A 20,374-nucleotide genomic window follows, 5' to 3' on the forward strand; every position below is an offset into this window, starting at 1 on the left:
ATGACAAAAGGCACCGAGAGGGATTCCTCTCGGTGCCTTTTGTCGACAATCTGAGAGTCTAGTAAACACTAGACTCTCTTTTGATTATTTGTCAGTTTTTAATTGTTCGATTAATTCATCGTATTTTGGACTTCCTAAAAAGTTATCAACAGAGATATGATGAACATTTGGAAGCTTATCCTTTGCACGTGGGGTTAGATCTTTATGTGTAATAACCACATCAGCGTCTGGCGGGAGATTACTAATAGACGTATTCGTCACATCAATATCTAAGCCTTCCTTTTTAACTTTATTTCGTAATATGGAAGCACCCATTGCACTTGAACCCATACCCGCATCACATGCAAATACGATTTTATTTACTTTATCTAATGAAGCTGATTCAGCTTGTTGTGTATCTAACGCACCTGCAACACTACTCTTTTTACCTTTCATTTCTTGCATTTTTGCAGCTGCTTCTGAAATATCTTCTTCTTTGTTCTTACTTGCCTTTAAAATGATTGAAGCTACAAAGAACGAAACCGCAGTCGCAACAATTACTCCCGCTAATACACCAACATAATTTCCTTTCGGTGTCATCGCCATTAATGAAATAATACTTCCTGGAGAAGGTGGAGCAATTAGACCAGCACTAAAGATTGTAAATGTGAATACTCCACTTAATCCTCCAGCGATTGCCGCTAATAATAGCATCGGCTTCATAAGAATATAAGGGAAGTAAATTTCATGAATACCACCTAGGAAGTGAATGATCGCAGCACCAGGTGCAGTTTGTTTTGCAGAACCTTTTCCAAAGAACATGAATGCTAATAAAATTCCTAATCCAGGTCCTGGGTTTGTTTCAAGTAGGAATAGGATTGACTTTCCTGTTTCAGCAGCCTGGTCGATACCTAATGGACTAAGGATTCCATGGTTAATCGCATTGTTTAAAAATAATACTTTTGCAGGTTCTACAAAAATACTTGCTAATGGCAATAAACCTGCATTAATAATCGCCTCTACTCCTGCTGCAAGAACATCACTTAACGCAACAACAACTGGGCCAATTGCCTTGAATGCTAAAACGGTTAAAAGACCACCGATAATTCCTGCTGAGAAGTTATTGACTAACATTTCAAAGCCTTGTCTAATTTTACCATGAATGAGCTGGTCAAATTTCTTAATTGCCCAGCCTCCTAAAGGACCCATGATCATTGCACCAAGGAACATTGGGATATCTGCACCAACGATTACCCCCATCGTTGCGGTTGCACCAACAACCCCCCCTCGGACATCATGGACCATCTTACCACCGGTATAACCAATAAGTAGTGGTAATAAATACGTAATCATTGGACCAACTAGCTTTCCTAAATCCTCATTCGGTGTCCAGCCAGTCGGAATAAATAATGCAGTGATAAAGCCCCAAGCGATAAACGCTCCGATATTTGGCATAATCATTGCACTTAAAAAGCTACCAAACTTCTGAACTTTTACACGAAAACCACTTTGTGTCTCTCCTGTATTTGTCATATCTATACCCCTTTCAAATAACTTAATAATAATTGCTGTTTGTATGGTTAATATTAAAGCGTTTACACACACACTTCAATTTAAACTAATGAGTAATTTGTCACAGGGATTGTTGTCATTTTTATAGTTGATGGAATTTTCCGAAACTTTTTCTTTACTAGTACGTATAAAGGATAAAGGAGGGGTAGGAACATGTTAAGGTTTTTTGGCTTTAGTCTTTTAGTTTTATTGATTGAGCTAGGTATCCTTTTCGGTGTGGCCTTTTATTTTGATTATCATTTGTTATCAACTATGTTTTTTGGCTCTGTTATCTTTACATTTATTGCTTATTTACTAGGTTCTTCGGGGGATGCATTATCAAAGAATTCAGAGGTTGCAGTCTTTCATGCGCTGGCTGGTAGACATCAACCAAAGCATGAAAAAGCCGTGGTACGGCTCGGTCCATTTTTAGTTGGGTCCATCTTTTGTTTTATCGTGTACTTGGGCATGCAATTCTTGATGTGATAGAAAAAGGACGAAGTGTTCCCTACTTAAAATCGTGGTAAACACCCTCGTCCTTCAATATTATTTTCTTCCACTTGCTAAATATTCCCCATAATACGCAAATGTGAACTCTTCACCACAAATTTGTTTTACTTTTTCTGCCCAAGTGAATCGTTCTGAAGGCTCCATAAATTCCTTCTTGATCACTTCAAAGGCTTCATTTTCCCCATACATGCCATCCACCTTAAGTTTGTGTAGGAGCATATCTCTAATCCCATCAGCGTAAATATAGTCTTGAACATATGCAGGGTTAGATACATATAAAAGCTCAGCGGCTGGATGGAAACCGACATCCTCTATCCCGTAAACTTCCTTAAATAATTGATTGGAGAGTTCGCCTAGATCACAGCTTGGGTTCTCATAGATTCCCTGCTCTATGAGACTGAAATAGTAATGAGTTCTCATTAAGATTAATTCAAAGATATGTTGGGAATCAGTAATTTCTTTTATCTCTGTATCGTTTAGCTGCCAAAATCCGCGGAGCCACTTTTCCTGACTTGTAATTGTTGCAAAAAGCTCAGCCATTGATTCATGAGCGATCACATTTTTATAATCATATAGCTCAATATACCTAGTGGAGGAGAATGCTTCATATAAAGCATGGCCAAATTCGTGAAATGCTGTAAAAAAGACTGAATGGCCCGTTTTTTCATTAACGACCATTCGAATATCATCTGGTGCAATCTGGATATTAAATCCTCCAAATGGGATCTTTAAAACCTTGATATCAATTGGAAGGGTTTGTAGATCAACCCCAAATTTCTTAGTTGCATCATCGATAGCCTTTTGGATTTTATCGGGACTAAATTGTACTTGATCGATATTGCCGAAGTTAACAGCTGCATATAATCCATCAGAAGCATAGATTTCATCCCAACCGAATTTTTCTTTAATTCGATTCATCCAGTTATCCCAAGTATCCCTCGAATTCTCAATGATGGTTTGACATTCCTTTTTATATTGCTCGAAGTTTAGCCCGCGAAATTGAAATTTAAAATCATAATAATTACGGTAGCCAAATTCCGTTGCTACTTGGTTACGTATCTTAATGAGCTTGCGGAATGGCTCCTGTACTTCATTCCCGTACATCGAAACTGCTAAATGCAATTTTCTTCTTAACTCTCGATCTACCAGTTCCATCCGACTTGAATTCACAGTTGCCATATTAAAAGTCTGCCCATCAACAATGAATTCCTTTTGCATTAAAGTTGTTTGCAATTCATTTCGTATTTTAGTTATTCTCGGGTCAGAAGCTACAAGCGTCTCTTCGATTTCTTGAATCATTACTTGAAGTCGTCTATTCCAAAGTGGTTCTTTTATGTGACTTTTCCATCTTTTTAATGTTTCTAGCAGCATTGGATTCGATAAGGTACTATGCACACTTTCCTCAAGCATGCCTTGCTCTTCTGAGTGTTCATTGTAAGCAAACATATTGTATTCTAGTTCTTTACTTCTTTGTGACACATGTTGAAGTTTAGCAAATTCCTCATCATAAGCAGCTTTCCACTCTTCTTCGTCTGTAATGTTAGCAAGACGGTTAATATCCATCAATTCCTTCGTTTGTTCCATTACATTCTCCCCATTCCAACTTTATTATCGACATCTTTGTCGTTATTATAAACGACAATAATGTCGGTATCAAGTGTTTTATTATTGATTTGGAAAAATTGTTGAGATATGGAGCATTTACCTTACTGGTTTTGGGAACTTTTTACTTTTCAGGTGATGTTTCAAGCTTTTATACCACTAATTTTGGGATTTTTTTACTTTCTTAGTGGTGTTTCGGACTTTTGCACCACTATTTTTGGGAACTTTTTACTTTTTAGGTGATGTTTCAAGCTTTTATACCACTAATTTTGGGATTTTTTTACTTCCTTAGTGGTGTTTCGGACTTTTGCACCACTATTTTTGGGAACTTTTTACTTCCGCAGCAAGGCATCGTGCATTTACACCACCAATTTTAAACAAATAAAAATAGCCGAACCCTTGAGGCCGGCTATCTCTTTCTAATATGGGTCTGCTTCATGCCCCATATTTTCTGCTTTTTCACTCGCTTTATTTGCGCTTGCAGAACCTGTTTGCGGCATATCTTTCATCGCTTCCATTGCTTTTGCCACACCTTCTTTAACTCGTCTTCCATAATCCTTATCAGCATTAGTGAAATACTCAATCATTTTATTTTGAATTTCAGGTCTACAATTCTTGAGTGCATTGACAAGATTACTGATGAGTTCCTCTCTCTCCCATTCTTCAAAGCTACGGTACGTGTCACCAGCTTGTCCAAAATCGTTCGGACGGTCAATTTTTTCGCGAACTAATTTATCACTATAATGTGGCTCATGTACTTTCCCTAATTGCTTGGCTTCCTTAAGTCCACCAATAACAGATGGCTCATAATTAATATGCGGATTCTGGCTAGGTGTTGTATCCACATAATATGACATTTGACCGCCTCGCTGATTGGTAGCAACACGTTTTTTCGGTGCATTAATTGGAAGCTGCAAATAGTTTGTTCCAACACGATAGCGCTGCGTGTCTGAATAAGAAAACGTTCTGCCTTGTAGCATTTTATCATCCGAAAAATCTAATCCATCTACTAAAACACCTGTACCAAATGCAGATTGCTCAACCTCATTAAAATAATTTTCCGGATTTTTATTTAAAACCATTTTTCCCACCTTTAAAAACGGAAACTGATCAGTTGGCCATAATTTCGTATCATCCAATGGGTCAAAATCTAACTCTGAATGATAATCATCGCTCATAATCTGAACGCAAAACTCCCACTCGGGATAATCACCACGTTCAATTGCCTCATACAAATCCTGAGTCGCATGACTTACATTCGTTGCTTGTATTTCGTGTGCTTCTTTTTGCGTTAAGTTCTTAATTCCTTGCTTCAATGGTTCCCAATGATACTTCACTAATACCGCTTCTCCATCCTTGTTAACCCATTTGTATGTATTTACCCCAGACCCTTGCATCTGTCGATAGTTCGCTGGAATCCCCCATGGCGAGAATAAGAATGTAACCATATGTGTTGCCTCTGGCGTTTGGGAGAGAAAATCAAACATTCTTTCTGGATTACTCAGATTCGATACCGGATCGGGCTTGAATGCATGAATCATATCGGGGAATTTCATCGCATCGCGGATAAAGAATATTTTCAAGTTATTTCCGACAAGATCCCAGTTTCCATCCTCTGTATAAAATTTCACAGCAAATCCTCTTGGATCACGTTCAGTTTCTGGTGATTCCATCGCACCTGCAACAGTTGAAAAGCGAACAAAAACCGGTGTACGTTTTCCAGGCTCTTGAAACAGCTTTGCCCTCGTATATTTTGAAACAGGTTCATCACCCACTTTCCCATAAGATTCAAAATACCCATGGGCACCTGCCCCCCGCGCATGCACTACCCGTTCCGGGACTCGTTCACGATCAAAGTGTGTCATTTTTTCTAGAAAATCATAATTCTCAAGCGTTGACGGCCCACGGCTGCCAACTGTTCTAATATTTTGATTATCTGTAATAGGATGGCCTTGGCGATTTGTTAATGAATCTGTACTTTCACCAGTGCCTAAACGGTTATCACCTGAACCTCCAACACCACTAGCATTCGTTTCATGTTTGTTTTCCTTCAATGAATATATCCCTCCTATTTCTATTAAGAAGACGATAAAATTATTCCCTGTGTACTCTGCTTATATGTATACCATTTTCCTAAAACCTTAAAATGTTCTATTTCTACATTCATAGAATACTGTATTAATAGTCAGAGATTCTATTTACCAGCTACTATTTTTATAATATAAAGAATTTTCCACCCTTTATATAGTATACTAATTTATAATTATTATAAAAAAGTATTGATTTTTTATTGAGAGATGTTATCATTATATTTGTAAGAGAAATTTTGATATGAGGTGATCTAGTTTGAGTACAAATAAAAATAAGCTAACTACTAGTTGGGGTGCTCCTGTTGGGGACAACCAGAACTCTATGACAGCAGGATCAAGAGGACCAACATTAATTCAGGATGTACATCTATTAGAAAAATTGGCACACTTTAACAGAGAACGTGTTCCTGAACGTGTTGTTCACGCAAAAGGTGCTGGTGCACATGGTTATTTTGAAGTAACGAATGATGTTACAAAGTACACAAAAGCTAACCTCTTTTCAGAAGTAGGGAAGCGTACACCACTATTTATTCGATTCTCAACAGTTGCTGGTGAGAATGGATCTGCAGATACAGTTCGCGACCCACGTGGTTTTGCAGTTAAATTTTATACAGAAGAAGGTAACTATGACATAGTTGGGAATAACACACCGATATTCTTTATTCGCGATGCGATTAAATTCCCTGATTTCATTCATACACAAAAGCGCCACCCACAAACACATTTGAAAAATCCTACAGCAGTTTGGGATTTCTGGTCTTTATCTCCTGAATCATTACACCAAGTAACTTGGTTAATGGGAGACCGTGGTATTCCAGCAACACTTCGCCATATGCATGGTTACGGAAGCCATACATTCAAATGGACCAATGCTGAAGGCGATGGCGTATGGATAAAATATCATTTCAGAACTGAGCAAGGTGTGAAATGCTTAGATCCACAAGTTGCAGAGAAAATTGCTGGTGAAAACCCAGATTATCATACTGAAGATTTATTTAATGCCATTGAAAATGGAGACTTCCCTGAATGGAAGCTTTACGTTCAAATTATGCCTTTAGAAGATGCGAATACGTACCGTTTTGACCCATTTGATGTAACTAAAACATGGTCACAAAAAGACTATCCGTTAATCGAGGTAGGTCGTATGGTATTGGATCGTAATCCAGAGAACTATTTTGCTGAAGTTGAACAAGCTACATTCTCACCTGGAACTTTGGTGCCTGGTATTGATGTATCACCAGATAAAATGCTACAAGGTCGTCTGTTTGCTTATCATGATGCACATCGTTATCGTGTTGGTGCAAACCATCAAGCTCTACCAATTAACCGTGCACGAAATGAAGTGAACAACTACCAACGTGATGGCCAAATGCGTTTTGATGGCAATGGTGGAAAATCACTATATTACGAGCCAAATAGTTTTGGTGGACCAACAGAATCACCAGAAGATAAGCAAGCAGCATATGCGATATCTGGCGTTGCTGACAGTGTTTCTTATGATGCAAACGACCACTACACACAAGCTGGTGACTTATTCCGCTTGATGAGTGAAGAAGAACGAACTCGTCTTGTGAATACAATCGTTGGTGCAATGAAGCCTGTAGAGGGCGATGAAATCAAGCTTCGTCAAATCGGACATTTCTACAAAGCTGATCCTGAGTATGGAACTCGTATTGCAGAAGGACTAGGCTTACAAGTACCTGCAGAAGTTTTAGCGTAAATAAGGAAGCATTATCAATCTATCAATTCTCAATTTTATTCTCAAATTCTCATTTAGGTATCCGATAACATTTTCGGATACCTATCTTTACACTATATAAAAGAGGATGTTTATTGTGGAAGATGAAAAAATAATAGAACTTATTCCATTTTTAAAAGAACGTGGATTACGGATAACGCCTCAACGAATTTTAATCTTGCAAACAATCATTTCAATAAAAGGCCACCCTACTGTAGAAGATATTCATCAAAAATTACCCTATATTAGCTTGGCGACTATTTATAACAACGTGAAATTATTTCTATCATTGCATATTTTAAAAGAACTGCCATATGGAAACGGTTTAAGTAAATATGAACTTGCCAATCAACCAGAGCATTATCACATTTTATGTGAATCCTGTGGAGAAATTATCGACTTTAACTATCCAAACTTGAAGGAAATTGAACATGTTGCCTGTAAATTAACTTCTTTTAAAATACACACACACCAAATGGAGGTGTACGGACTTTGTCCGACATGTCAAATTCAATAAAGAGGGTGAAAAAAATGCTACTTCAAAAATCGCTTTGTCCTAAATGCGGATCTTCAATCAAATATTTAAAACATAGTATCCTCTGTGAATGTGGAATTCGAATAAAAATGAAGTGAAACAGAAAAAGCACAAATTGTCACCTCTTTAACATGACAAATTGTGCTTATTATTTTGTAGTCCTCGATTCTATTCTTTTGGTTCTATCTTTTTAATAAACTGCTGAATCCCGTCTTTATATTCTATGATTGTAATAGATTTCAAAGGGTTACGATCAGCATCAAAGGTTAACGTACCTGTTATTAGAGCTAATCCATCAGTAGCAGCTAGTGCTTCTTGAATTTTTTCAGGATCTGCTGAACCAGCCCGCTTTATCGCATCCGCTAGTAAAAATACAGTATCATATCCAAGAGCTGAGTAAGTGTTCGCCACCTGACCTGTATTTTTCTCCTTAAATTTCCTTACAAAGGTAGCAACTGCTTTATCCTTATCTTTGGACGTATAATGCGTTGTTATAAATGCATTTGTTAACATTTGCTTGCCAGATATATTACCTAACTCCGCTGAATCCCAGCCATCTCCTCCGATAAATGGAATTTTAAGTCCAAGTTCACGCGCTTGCTTTAAAATAAGCCCTACTTCCTCATAATGACCAGGTACGTACAGAAATTCAGGATTAGCTGATTGAACATTTGCTAGGATTGCAGCAAAGTCAGTATCTCCACTACTATATTCTTCTTCAGAAACTACTTTTCCACCATTTTCTTCAAATGCGTTTTTAAAAGATTCTGCTAGATTTTTAGAATAATCACTTGCATTATCAATTAAAATCACCGCATTTTTCAAACTTAAGTCTTGTGATGCAAAGTTTGCAGCCGCTGGTCCCTGGTAGGAATCAATAAATGTAGTTCGAAACACATATTCCTGACTTGTTAGAGATGCATCCATTCCAGTTGGTGTAATTAATGGGATTTTCTTTTCCTGGGCAATGTCAATTTGTGCAAGTGTGGTTTCATTTGTCCCTGAACCAATGATTGCAATGACCTTATCATCGTCAATTAACTTCGTCGCACCACTTTTCGCTTCATCCTCACTTGATTTATTATCAATTTTGACGAGCTCAATTGTTTTCCCACCGATTCCTTCTTCATTCACATGTTTAAGAGCGAGATCAAGACCTTGTTCGATTGACTTCCCAATAAATTCAGACTCACCAGTGAGCTCAAGATTGACCCCTATTTTGATGATGTCTCCTTCTCCACCTTCTCCACCACTTTCAGAGCTGCTACATCCTGCTAATAAGCCAAGCATTAGTAAAATCGTAGAAAGCAAAGCAAATACTCTTTTCTTTTTCATTCAAATCCCCCTTTTATTATTATTTTATCTATGATGACTTTAATTTATCTAAAAATATATAACATTCAGAATTAATTGTACAAAAATTAATTATATTCGTCTACACATATAATGCTTTTTTTAACCTACTTATCCCATCCTTTATTTCATCCACTGTTAAACTACCATAGCCAATCACAATTTGATGCATATGCTTTCCTTTAACGAGGGAAAAATCTTCAACTGGATATACACGTACACCTTGGTCTTCAATCCGTTGCAAGCAATGTGAGTCAAAGATGATGTTTTTTAACTCCACAACTAGGTGCATCCCTGCTGCTTGCCCTAAAATTGTACATTCCGGAAAAGTTGCTAATAAACCATCCACTAATGCTTTTCTACGCTGTTGATAAACCTTCCTCATTTTCCTTATATGCTTATCTAGATTGCCCTCTTCAATAAAACGAGCAAGAATTAATTGTTCCAGGGATGAATTGTGACGGTCTGTATACCATTTTAAAGTTTGAAAGGGCTCGATTAGATTAGTCGGCAACACAACATATCCAATTCTTAATGCAGGTGAAAGTATCTTACTAAACGTTCCAACATATAGCACTTTGCCTGGATCAAGCCCTTGAAGTGAAGGAACAGGACTTCCCTCATATGTAAATTCACTATCATAATCATCCTCCACGATGTAGCAATTCATCTGACGTGCATATTCTATAAGCTTTATTCTCCTTTGAATTGTTAAAGTTCCCCCCAGTGGAAACTGATGGGAGGGAATCACAAATATGAAGCTCGGAGGTTCATCATTTGATAGAAACTCCGGTTGAATGCCTTCATGATCGACAGGAATTGGTCGTATAGATGCACCAGCATAAGAAAAAATATTTCGCATCTCATAGGTAACAGGGTCTTCTACTGCAACATAAGGGTTTGCAGCATCTACTAATAATTCCGTAATAATTGATAGAGCTTGCGTCGCACCTGACGTAATCACGATTTGATTGGGGTCACACTTTACCCCACGGGTTCGTAATAAATATGCTGCTAAAACACGTTTTAATTCTGGATGACCACCTGCTACATGATATCCAAAAATAGAATCTGGTGCATCATAGCAAATCTCCTTCGCAAGCCTCCCCCATACTTTTCTCGGAAAATGGTCCATTGCTGGATGGGCAGCCCGAAAATCAATCATATTTTGTTCAATCATTCCCGGTTGATCCTGTTGGTAAGATGCTGTATCCTGCTGACTTTTTACTTTAAAAGAAGAACCAGGAGCTACATATGTACCAGATTTTGGGCGAACAACTAAATAACCTTCTGCAACTAATTGATCATAAACCTCAAGAACAATATTCCGCGAAACACCAACAGAAGTTGCAAGTTCCCGAGTTGATGGCAGTTTTTCATTTACTTTCAAATCCCCATCTAAAATATACATTCTAATTTGCTCATACACTTGTTGCGTTAAGGACTTCGTATCTTTTCGTTCTACATGAAACCACAACATTTTTAATGACTCCTTTCAAAACTGGTACTATCAAATTAGCTCTTTTTTGGCTCTATATGTGACCAGTATAACATGATACCATTTTTATAGAGAAAAGGAGGAATAAAAAATGAAAACGATTGGATTGATTGGTGGATTAAGCTGGGAGTCTTCGAGCGTCTATTATTCCTATATAAACCGCTTTGTTCAGGAGAGTTTAGGTGGGATTAATTCTGCAAAATGTCTATTGTACTCATTTAATTTTGAAGAAGTAGCTGCGCTGCAAAAGGCTGGCGAATGGGCTAAACTAACTGATGAAATGATCCATGCTGCAAAAACATTAGAAAATAGTGGGGCAGACATGATTGTTATTTGTACGAATACGATGCACAAAATGGTCGATGAAATGAAGAGTACGCTATCGATTCCGATTATTCATATTGTTGACTGTGTTGTCGAAGCGGTTAAGGAGAAGGGACTTGCGAAGGTTGGCCTTCTTGGAACAAGGTTTACGATGGAACAACCGTTTTATCGAGAAATTCTTGAAAAAAGTGGCATTGAGGTCATCATTCCAAATGATTCAGACCGTGAAGTTATTCACAATGTTATTTATCAAGAGTTATGTAAGGGTGAGCTTAATGACTCCTCGAAGCAAGCATATTTGGACATTATACAAAGCCTTCACAAAGAAGGAGCAGAAGGAATCATCCTTGGCTGTACCGAGATTCCGTTGTTAATTCAACAAGTGGATACATCAATACCTGTGTTTGATACAACATACCTTCATTCGAAAAAGGTTGCGGAAATAGCACTGGTTGATTAAATATCGGTTGGAGGGGCAGGTTGTGAGCACTCGGGCTGATAAATAGACGGAGAATTTCCTCTAATTTGTAAATATTATTAAAAAAAGGCATAAATAAAAGGAAAATTTCCGCCTATTCGCCCGAGAAACAGCAAAATTGGAGGATTTACTTGGCATAAGCGGAAAACCTTCCCTTATTTCCCCTGAAATGAACACCATTCTGCATTTAACAGGAAAATCTTCGCTTATTTTACTTTTAATAGTTACTCGACATATTTATTAAGGACGTTTAAAAAAACGCAGAGGCTGCTTAACCTCTGCGTTTTACTGTATGTTTTATGTGATTTTGCCCCTGTAAATATCGTTTTTCTACTTTACAACCGAACTTCTTATACTTTTAAAAACTTCCTTACAGACATTAAGCTTCCCCAAACACCGATAAATGCACCGATTGCTATTAATAAACCTGACACTTGAAACGCAAATGGTTCAAATGGCAATAGTTTTAGGAATGTGCCAGCCAGTTTTGGTTGAAGAAAATTATATAAGTAATTATAGCTACCAAGGATGAGCGAAATTGGGATAATCGATCCTAAAATTCCTAAGAAGAGACCTTCTAAGAAAAATGGCCATCTAATAAATGAATTTGTTGCACCAACAAGCTTCATAATCTCAATTTCCCTTTTCCTAGCGATAATCGTAATTTTAATCGTATTTGAAATGAGGAACATTGCCGTAAAGAGTAACCCTACAATTAATCCAATTCCAATGTTTCGAGAGACTTTAACAGCACCGAACATCTTCTCGATACTTTCTTTTCCATAGATTACTTTTGAAGCAAATTCAAGTCCTTCTATTTTCTTTGCTACTCCCATGACATCTGTTGGTTCCTTTGTTTTTACGATATATACATCATGAAGCGGATTATCTTGTTCGTATAGTTCTAGTACTTTACCTTCTTCGCCAAAGCTTTCCATTAATTTCTTTAATTCTTGATCCTTAGAAGAGTAGGTAATATTTGCAACCTGTGGAATCTTTTCAATACTCGCTTTTAATGCGGCTTGATTTTCCTTTGTTGCAGCTAAATCAATTTGAACACTGATTTTTACATCTTTTTCGATTGATGTTGCCATGCTATTTAAGTTCATCATAATAACTAAGAATACACCAACTAGTAGAAGTGTTACGGTTACAGCACTCACAGATGCGAATGTCATCCAGCCATTACGACTTAGATTTTTTAAACTTTCCCTGAAGTGACGGCGAAGGGTATTAATTTTCATAACCATACTCCCCCCTTACCTCATCACGAGCAATTCGCCCACCTTCAATTGCAATAACACGTTTTTTAATTGTATTTACAATTTCACGATTATGGGTAGCCATTACAATTGTTGTACCGCGGAAATTGATCTCTTCAAAAATGTTCATAATTTCCCAAGAAGTATCAGGATCAAGATTTCCAGTCGGTTCATCCGCAATCATCACTCCAGGTGAATTCACAATGGAGCGAGCGATGGAAACTCGTTGCTGCTCCCCACCTGAAAGTTCATCCGGTAAAAATCTCGCCTTATGTTTTAACTTAACTAAATCAAGAACGTCCATTACACGTTTTTTGATATTTTTTGGGTTCTCTTCAATTACTTCCAAAGCAAACGCCACATTCTCATATACCGTTAATCGTGGTAGCAGCTTGAAATCCTGGAATACAACCCCAATATTTCTGCGTAAAAAAGGGACCTTGCTCTCTTTTAGCTTTGCAAGATTGATTCCGTTAATCATAATTGCACCTTTTGTAGGCTTTTCCTCGCGGTACATCATTTTTATAAAAGTAGATTTCCCTGCACCACTAGGTCCTACGACATAAACGAATTCACCTTGTTTTATTTTCACATTTATTCCATTAACAGCTAAAACGCCATTTGGATACTTTTTATAAACATCCTGCATTTCTATCATTATGAAATCACCTATTGTAGTTTTTTAGTAGTATTTACTTAATCGACAAAATCCGCACTTTTAAATATGTTCTTTATTCACCTTTCCCATTATAACATCAAAATTCGTCAAAATCAGAGCAAAATTTATTACATTTTGATTTCGTGTTGTAATAGATAGGCTTAGGATGTGCAGTTAGCGAGTTTTTAGAAAGGGGGCGTGGATATAATTACATATTTAATGAGGTAGGAGATATATGAGGATTCGTCTTTTGTACATATTTTGGGGTTCTTTCATTTTCAACTTCAAGGCAGCTACATTGGTAACTAACGTGCATATATTTTGTGTATCGTGCATTTAATTCATCTATCGTGCAAATGTTCTACCTAAATCTTCGCGGATAAAAAGCCATCTGTTCAAATAAACAGATGGCTTGATTCATATATTATTTTTTCTCTGATAACCAAGTAGCAACAGTAGATGTCTCTTCGTCACTTAGGTTTTGAGGCTGCATCGAACCTTTACCATTTTTAATGATATCTGCAATCTCATCTTTTGAATATTTTGAACCAACCTTTGTTAAGTCAGGACCAGCACCACCAGATAAATCTCCACCATGGCATGCGATACAGCCTTTGTCTTTAACAATGTCTTCTGCGGATGCAGTAGCAGCTCCGCCACTGTCTGTAGTGCCTTTGTCTGATGCATTGTCATCATCATTTCCACCACAAGCAGCAAGACCGAACACGAGTGTAGTGCCCATTAAGAATGCTAATAGCTTCTTACGTTTCACAATCGTAACCCCCTAAAAATGTAAGTAAATTTTTCCATTATACACTTCATATTATAACCTATTTACGCTTTTTTAAAACCCTCACCTAATACCTCTGCAGCGTCCATAACTACAACAAATGCAGACGTATCAATGCTTCTGACTAGTTGTTTCAATTTTGTGAACTCAGTCTGATCCACCCACACATTAAGATTGGGCGCTCATCATCTGTAAATCCACCATATCCTGACAATTTCGTAACGCCTCGGTCTAATTTTTCAAAAATTTCTTGACGAACTTCATCTTGCCTATTTGTAATGACGATCGCCATTTTTGAATATCCTAAACCAACCTGAACAAGGTCGATCGTTTTACTTGTAACGAATAGACCGATTAATGCGTAGAGTCCACTTTCAATATTAAGGACAATCGCAGCTGATAGCACAATTAGTCCATCAATCAATGCGACACATGTACCGAGCGACAGGCCAGTAAATTTATTGACGATTTGCGCTGCTAAATCTGTCCCCCCTGTCGATGCATTCCCACGAAACGTAATTCCCAAACCAAGCCCTACTCCAATTCCACCAAATAATGAGCCTAGAAGTGGATCTAGGGTCGCTGGCTCCAGGTTTCTAGAGAGATACACAACAAATGGAAGGAACAGTGTCCCAATCAATGTTTTCATACCATATTGTTTTCCTAGAAAAATAACCCCTGCTATGAATAACGGGATATTAAAGGCCCATTGAACATAGGCAGGCTCCCATCCGAGTAATGCATGTAAAATTGTACTAATCCCACTGACGCCACCTGAAGCAACTTTATTTGGAAGTAAAAATAAATTAAATGAAAGTGCAACAGTCGCCGAGCCGATTAGTATGTATAGTACTTCCTTTAACACCCCCAGCTTTGGATTCAGTTCCACATGCTGGCGTCTTCTTTTATGCATCATAATACCCCCATTACACGAATAGACAGCATTCGATCATTCTATTTTATAATAGCTTTTGGAAGTATATCATGACCAAAAATACAAGTAAACGCCAGCAGAATAACGTGGTAAAGCAACATAATACGACCACTTACACTTATTGTTTGTTTTTTCTCATCATTTTAATACATTTTTCTTTCATAGCTAACACGAATCTCTGGTACCACTTCTATCAGAGTTCACTTCCGGCAGTCGGAGAATGAATTTCGTTCCGAGTCCTAAGCTTGAGACAACATCAATTGTACCGTTATGGGATTCGATAATTGCTTTCGTAATACTCAGACCGAGTCCAGCTCCATCTGTCTTTTCTTCAGTATTCGTACCCCTGTAATAACGGTCAAAGAGATTATTTCTCGTTTCCTCATCCATTCCAATCCCATTATCCTCAATCTTAATAAAAACCTCATTACCTACTAAGTTGGTTGAGACAATCACCCTAGTTCCATCAGGATTATGCTTAACCGCATTATACAAAAGATTATCAAGGGCACGACTAATCATTTTCACATCTCCATGAATAAGGAGATCTTGATCACTCCGCTTCTCAAATGAAAAGGAAACATTCTTGATTGTCACATCATTTACATAATCCAATACTAAATGATGCACTGTTTTATTTACATCCACCTTCTCAATCACTAAAGGTATCTTATTATTTTTCAATTGGAAAGCCAGTGAAAAATCTTCAACTAACCCAAGCATATAAGTGCCTTTTTCACGAATTGTCTTCCCCATGTCCTCAAGCTCTTGACCTGACCATTCGTAATGTCCACTTTCAAGCATATGACCATACCCCTGAATCGTAGCTAATGGTGTTCGCAAATCATGAGAGATTCCTGTCATCCATTCCTCCCTCGTTCGTTCAAGCTGATCCCTGTCCTGTCTCGTCTTCTCTAATTTCTCTGCCATATCATAGAAGGATTGAATAACTTCCTTATACAGCTTAAATTTCGAACGAATCTTCCCTTTTTTTGTGAAAACCTTTTTCCTGTCCTTTTCCGTTAGCAATGTATCATATTCACCTTGCCCAAGTCGTTCAAGCCAGCTAATAAATAGTAGCAAAGGGCGTCCATATCGAAAAGCATGCCATATTGTAAATCCAATCGTAATCACCAACATCACTAATCCAGCTGCGATAATCGCCAAAGTAACATTTTTGATAAAGTTGGAGCCATCATACTCCTTATTTTCTTTATTTGAATATAAAATCCATGTCAATCCACTATTTGCATCATTGTAAATAGTTGCTGCTGAATCAAACTTTTCGGGAAGTAGCTTCCGTTCAATAATCTCAACCGGTTCATACTTTTCCGCTAATGATTCCTTACCAAACGAGCGAATAACATGCCCATTTTCATCAACAATATGTAAATATCCAAACTTATTGATTTCCTTTTCTAGCTTTGCAATAGAATCTGTATTACGTTGGATGTCTTTGCCGAACTCACTCACCCATTTATCCAATTGCCGTAGTGTTTCATTTTCATAGCCTAAAATGTAAAGATATGAATCATAATAAGTGTCCATTTGAAGTTGAACGGTATAGTTACCAAACCTCTGACTTTCCTGCATTTCAAGTAATTGACCTGCTGTATATTTCATCGGTATCGATGACGGAGTGTTAATTTCATAAATGGTTAACCCACTCTTATCAATGATTTGAAACCACATTCCTTCTTTCTGTAAATCCTTCTTCCAATTGCCCTGTACAATCGGTTTATCATCTTCGAAATAGGTTTCAGTTGCAATCGTGTCCAATGCAGCTATTGGAAAATTCCTTTTCATATCTTCCTTCATAATAAAATTGAGTAATAAAAATAGTAACATGAATAAAATAACGAGAACGAGCACAAAAATAAGAATAAACTGCAGCGAAAAATGGAGACCAATCCTTCTTTTTAATGACTTCACTTGTCCTTCTCCTTCACTAGCTTATACCCTAAGCCACGCACTGTTACTAAGTGCTCTGGATTACTAGGATCCCGCTCAATTCTTTCTCTAATTCTTCTAATATGAACAATGACCGTGTTATCATCGATAAAACTATTAATACCCCAAACTGCTTCAAGTAATTGATCCTTCGAAAATACTCGATTCGGATTTTTACAAAAATAAAGCAATAACAAAAATACTTGTGCCGGACATTTTACAACCTCACCTTCGACAAGTAATTCACCAGCTTCCTCGTCAACAATAAATCGCCCAAAATGATATCGCGTTTCGGATGTCAAGACCTGTACTTGCTCCTCTGACTTGAAGCTCCTTCTTAATCTTGCCTTAATTCGAGCTACTATTTCTAATGGATTAAATGGTTTCGTAATATAATCATCCCCACCAATTGCAAACCCTGTTAATATATCTAAATCAGATACTCTTGCGGTTACAAACAGTATAAATGCTTCTGAGATTTCTCTGATTTTCGGACAAATCTCAAATCCCGATTTGTCTGGAAGCATCACATCTAACACGATAATATCCATTTTTGTATTGTTTAATATGTCAATTGCCTCATTCGCTGTATGTGCCGTATATATATTTGAAAATCCCTCTTTGCGTAACACTGTTTCCAGCATTTTTACGATTGATTTCTCATCATCAACTAGTAAAATATTAATATTTTCCACAATTCATCACCCGAGATAATCTTAGCATATGAACATTACCAATAGCTTACATGTATTTTCAAATTTCCAGAAAAAGCATAATTTTTTCAAACGTAATACTCTAAAGAGGTAATCTACTCGTAATGTCCAGTTCCTAACAAGGTAATCTTCAAAGAGTACACTAAAGGTATTCAATCAACAATTTAAAAGGAGACACTTCATGAATACGAAAAGTAAGAGAATTACTGCCGTTGATGGCATGCGGGGCTTGAGTTTATTCGGTATATTAGTTGCTAATATGTTAATTTTTCAATACGGTATGTGGGGGAAGGAAGAAATGGATTTTTATTCACCTTCACAAACTGATATTTTTAGTCATGAGTTTTTAAAAATTTTCGTGGAAGGAAGCTTCATGCCCATTTTCACATTCCTTTTTGGTTATGGCATGATTAAAATGAGGCAAAACCTACAGAGCAAAGGAAAAAAAGTAAAACGCCACTTTTTCCGAAGGTTTTTATTTTTATTCGGAATTGGGATTCTACACTCAACCTATTTATGGGAAGGCGACATCTTATTACTGTACGGATTAATGGGGATATTTTTATTACTCTTCTTAAATCGTAAAAAGAAAACAATGCTAGTCTGGGGAATCCTGTTACTCATAGGTACTTCATTATTGGGCTATGGTTCATTAGATGAAACAAAAGAAGATAAACAAATAATGGATTCCTATATTACAAATACGATTGAAATTTACGGAAGTGGTAGCTATTCGGAAATCATGGAACATCGCAACAATGAAATGCCACTCAATTTACCTGATTATGCATACGTCATATTGCTTCTACTGGCACCACTCCTTTCAGCACCACTATTTTTAATTGGAATGTACGCTGCAGAAAATGACTTATTTCGCGAGCCAAGGAAGGAAGCGTTCTTCTATAAGGTCTGTGTCTTCCTATTTGTACCGATTGGACTCGTGTTGAAAAGTGCTAGTCTGTTATCAGTCCCGGAAAGCTGTGTGGGTGTTGCCGAAATAGTTGGAGCAAATATTTTATCTCTTGGCTATATTTTCTGCATCGGTTTAATTTATGCGTATGCTAAAAACTCCAAGCTTTTGAAGGGATTTGAAGCAGTTGGCAAATTATCATTCACAAACTATTTAATGCAAACGGTCATCTGTACGACGATATTCTATGGATACGGATTTGGACTGTTTGGAAAGCTCGGTGTACTAGCAGGATTCGGCTTATCCATTGGAATCTATCTCCTTCAGGTTGTAGCAAGCAGCTGGTATCTTTCCCACTTCAAAACAGGACCGATCGAAAAAATACTACGAATTTGGACCAATCTATCGTTTAATGGAAAGGTAAAAGAAAAAAGTAAACTCCAACTGCAAAAGGAAATAGGGGCATAAGAAATAGGCAACCATTTACAGTGGTTGCCTATTTACTGCTTTCCCGAATAACTAATTTCGTCGAGATAAACACTTTTTTAGCGATTTGTCTTCCATTAATTCTTTCTAGCAATGTGTCGACTGCAGTTTCACCCATGACCTCGGTATACACCTTCACTGTTGATAATGGTGGGAATACATACTTGGACACACTAATGTCATTGACACCAATTATACTTACACGTTCCGGTACTGTGATGCCTTTTTCATGTAAGGCACGTAAAGCACCAATTGCGAGTAAATCATTCCCGGCAAAGAAGGCTGTAGGCAGATTTTCTCCAAGCTGTAGAATGGCCTGCTCCATCAACGAAAAGCCATCATCCACTGAAAAAGCACCTACAAACATGCTTTTTTCATCTAATCGATTCATATTCTTCATAAAGGATTTAAAAGCCTTTTCACGAGAATCCTCTATTTCAGCAGTTTGATCCTTGAATACTTCTCTCCCACCGATATAGCCAATTGATATATGTCCATTTTCGATAAAATGATCCAATACCATATTTGTTGCCTTTTCAAAATCAATAACGACTGCATCAAATTGTTGCTCATCTGGATTGCAATCGACGAACACGAGATGTTCGCTAATGGCTGCCAACTCATCAACTTGCTTCAAACTGAATTTACCAACGGCGATAATCCCCTGTAGCTCTTCTTGCTTCATACTTTCAATGTTATTATAAAAATTAACAACCTGAATATCATTTTGTTCACAACGCTGCTCAATCCCTAGTCGAATTGACATATAATAGAGATCATTCAACTCTTCCTTCTCGGTATACCAATGAATGATACCAATTTTTGCCGAAGTTGTCTTTCGTGCAGGTCGTTTTTTATAGGAAAGCTCTTCAGCCACTTCAAAAATTCGTTTCTTCGTATCATCACTTACAGATAAGGTAGAATCATAGTTAAGCACCCTTGAAACTGTCGCAATTGAGACACCCGCTTTTTCTGCTATGTCCTTAATTGTTGCCATACGAGTTCTCCTCTCA

Annotated in this window: 16 protein-coding genes and 1 pseudogene; 5 read left to right on the top strand and 12 right to left on the bottom strand. The window is 37.4% G+C overall.

The window, feature by feature from the left end:
• Nucleotides 1–84: 84 nt before the first annotated feature.
• Nucleotides 85–1,512: a PTS mannitol transporter subunit IIBC gene (locus tag MJG50_RS06730; protein WP_240253927.1), complete on the bottom strand. Its 1,428-nt coding sequence runs from the start codon at nt 1,510–1,512 to the stop codon at nt 85–87.
• A 192-nt stretch (nt 1,513–1,704) separates the two neighbouring features.
• Here MJG50_RS06730 and MJG50_RS06735 point away from each other — a divergent pair, with 192 nt between their 5' ends.
• Nucleotides 1,705–2,016 carry a hypothetical protein gene (locus MJG50_RS06735; protein WP_240253928.1) on the top strand — a complete coding sequence of 104 codons (312 nt, stop codon included), beginning with the start codon at nt 1,705–1,707 and terminating at the stop codon, nt 2,014–2,016.
• Nucleotides 2,017–2,076: 60 nt separating this feature from the next.
• On the opposite strand, the gene MJG50_RS06740 is transcribed toward MJG50_RS06735, so the two are convergent.
• A complete protein-coding gene (locus MJG50_RS06740; protein ID WP_240253929.1) occupies nt 2,077–3,624 on the bottom strand; it encodes a gluzincin family metallopeptidase in 1,548 nt (515 codons plus the stop codon).
• Nucleotides 3,625–4,061: 437 nt separating this feature from the next.
• On the bottom strand, nt 4,062–5,696 hold the full coding sequence (locus MJG50_RS06745) for a catalase (protein WP_240253932.1): 1,635 nt from the start codon (nt 5,694–5,696) through the stop codon (nt 4,062–4,064).
• Nucleotides 5,697–5,988: 292 nt separating this feature from the next.
• Here MJG50_RS06745 and katA point away from each other — a divergent pair, with 292 nt between their 5' ends.
• Together katA and MJG50_RS06755 are read left to right on the top strand one after the other, a co-directional pair.
• Nucleotides 5,989–7,452: a catalase KatA gene (gene katA / locus MJG50_RS06750; RefSeq protein WP_275695527.1), complete on the top strand. Its 1,464-nt coding sequence runs from the start codon at nt 5,989–5,991 to the stop codon at nt 7,450–7,452.
• 106 nt (nt 7,453–7,558) lie between these two features.
• A complete protein-coding gene (locus tag MJG50_RS06755; RefSeq protein WP_240253933.1) occupies nt 7,559–7,987 on the top strand; it encodes a Fur family transcriptional regulator in 429 nt (142 codons plus the stop codon).
• A gap of 186 nt (nt 7,988–8,173) precedes the next feature.
• Here the strand turns inward: MJG50_RS06755 and MJG50_RS06760 are convergent, their stop codons facing one another.
• Both MJG50_RS06760 and pdxR read right to left on the bottom strand, forming a co-directional pair.
• Complete coding sequence (locus MJG50_RS06760; RefSeq protein WP_240253934.1) at nt 8,174–9,340, bottom strand: ABC transporter substrate-binding protein; 1,167 nt, start codon at nt 9,338–9,340, stop codon at nt 8,174–8,176.
• A 100-nt stretch (nt 9,341–9,440) separates the two neighbouring features.
• Complete coding sequence (gene pdxR / locus MJG50_RS06765) at nt 9,441–10,838, bottom strand: MocR-like pyridoxine biosynthesis transcription factor PdxR (RefSeq protein ID WP_240253935.1); 1,398 nt, start codon at nt 10,836–10,838, stop codon at nt 9,441–9,443.
• A gap of 109 nt (nt 10,839–10,947) precedes the next feature.
• Here pdxR and MJG50_RS06770 point away from each other — a divergent pair, with 109 nt between their 5' ends.
• Nucleotides 10,948–11,640: an aspartate/glutamate racemase family protein gene (locus MJG50_RS06770; RefSeq protein ID WP_240253936.1), complete on the top strand. Its 693-nt coding sequence runs from the start codon at nt 10,948–10,950 to the stop codon at nt 11,638–11,640.
• A 368-nt stretch (nt 11,641–12,008) separates the two neighbouring features.
• On the opposite strand, the gene ftsX is transcribed toward MJG50_RS06770, so the two are convergent.
• The 6 genes and pseudogenes from ftsX to MJG50_RS06800 all read right to left on the bottom strand — a co-directional run bounded on the left by ftsX (nt 12,009) and on the right by MJG50_RS06800 (nt 17,947).
• Entirely contained in the window at nt 12,009–12,902 is an 894-nt protein-coding gene (gene ftsX, locus MJG50_RS06775) for a permease-like cell division protein FtsX (RefSeq protein ID WP_240253938.1), read from the bottom strand.
• A complete protein-coding gene (gene ftsE, locus MJG50_RS06780) occupies nt 12,892–13,578 on the bottom strand; it encodes a cell division ATP-binding protein FtsE (protein WP_240253939.1) in 687 nt (228 codons plus the stop codon). Before ftsE ends, ftsX begins: the two co-directional genes overlap by 11 nt.
• Nucleotides 13,579–14,002: 424 nt before the next feature.
• Nucleotides 14,003–14,350, bottom strand: coding sequence for a cytochrome c551 (cccB, locus tag MJG50_RS06785; protein WP_240253942.1), 348 nt, complete (start codon nt 14,348–14,350; stop codon nt 14,003–14,005).
• Nucleotides 14,351–14,412: 62 nt separating this feature from the next.
• Nucleotides 14,413–15,281, bottom strand: a pseudogene (locus tag MJG50_RS06790) (YitT family protein).
• A 186-nt stretch (nt 15,282–15,467) separates the two neighbouring features.
• Nucleotides 15,468–17,234, bottom strand: coding sequence for a sensor histidine kinase (locus MJG50_RS22295; protein ID WP_240253944.1), 1,767 nt, complete (start codon nt 17,232–17,234; stop codon nt 15,468–15,470).
• Entirely contained in the window at nt 17,231–17,947 is a 717-nt protein-coding gene (locus MJG50_RS06800) for a response regulator transcription factor (protein WP_240253945.1), read from the bottom strand. Before MJG50_RS06800 ends, MJG50_RS22295 begins: the two co-directional genes overlap by 4 nt.
• A gap of 199 nt (nt 17,948–18,146) precedes the next feature.
• Here MJG50_RS06800 and MJG50_RS06805 point away from each other — a divergent pair, with 199 nt between their 5' ends.
• Nucleotides 18,147–19,343, top strand: a complete 1,197-nt coding sequence (locus MJG50_RS06805; protein WP_240253947.1) for a DUF418 domain-containing protein — start codon at nt 18,147–18,149, stop codon at nt 19,341–19,343.
• A gap of 28 nt (nt 19,344–19,371) precedes the next feature.
• On the opposite strand, the gene MJG50_RS06810 is transcribed toward MJG50_RS06805, so the two are convergent.
• Nucleotides 19,372–20,358, bottom strand: coding sequence for a LacI family DNA-binding transcriptional regulator (locus tag MJG50_RS06810; protein ID WP_240253949.1), 987 nt, complete (start codon nt 20,356–20,358; stop codon nt 19,372–19,374).
• Nucleotides 20,359–20,374: the final 16 nt, after the last annotated feature.

It is taken from the genome of Fredinandcohnia quinoae, from assembly GCF_022427965.1.
Taxonomy (GTDB): Bacteria; Bacillota; Bacilli; order Bacillales; family Bacillaceae_L; genus Ferdinandcohnia; species Ferdinandcohnia quinoae.

Bases quoted from the DNA above. Each gene is read 5' to 3' on its own strand.
- MJG50_RS06740 (WP_240253929.1), bottom strand. From the start codon at position 3,624: ATGGAACAAACGAAGGAATTGATGGATATTAACCGTCTTGCTAACATT.
- MJG50_RS06730 (WP_240253927.1), bottom strand. From the start codon at position 1,512: ATGACAAATACAGGAGAGACACAAAGTGGTTTTCGTGTAAAAGTTCAG.
- MJG50_RS06760 (WP_240253934.1), bottom strand. From the start codon at position 9,340: ATGAAAAAGAAAAGAGTATTTGCTTTGCTTTCTACGATTTTACTAATG.
- MJG50_RS06805 (WP_240253947.1), top strand. From the start codon at position 18,147: ATGAATACGAAAAGTAAGAGAATTACTGCCGTTGATGGCATGCGGGGC.
- ftsX (WP_240253938.1), bottom strand. From the start codon at position 12,902: ATGAAAATTAATACCCTTCGCCGTCACTTCAGGGAAAGTTTAAAAAAT.
- pdxR (WP_240253935.1), bottom strand. From the start codon at position 10,838: ATGTTGTGGTTTCATGTAGAACGAAAAGATACGAAGTCCTTAACGCAA.
- MJG50_RS06770 (WP_240253936.1), top strand. From the start codon at position 10,948: ATGAAAACGATTGGATTGATTGGTGGATTAAGCTGGGAGTCTTCGAGC.
- MJG50_RS06810 (WP_240253949.1), bottom strand. From the start codon at position 20,358: ATGGCAACAATTAAGGACATAGCAGAAAAAGCGGGTGTCTCAATTGCG.
- ftsE (WP_240253939.1), bottom strand. From the start codon at position 13,578: ATGATAGAAATGCAGGATGTTTATAAAAAGTATCCAAATGGCGTTTTA.
- MJG50_RS06755 (WP_240253933.1), top strand. From the start codon at position 7,559: ATGTTTATTGTGGAAGATGAAAAAATAATAGAACTTATTCCATTTTTA.
- MJG50_RS06735 (WP_240253928.1), top strand. From the start codon at position 1,705: ATGTTAAGGTTTTTTGGCTTTAGTCTTTTAGTTTTATTGATTGAGCTA.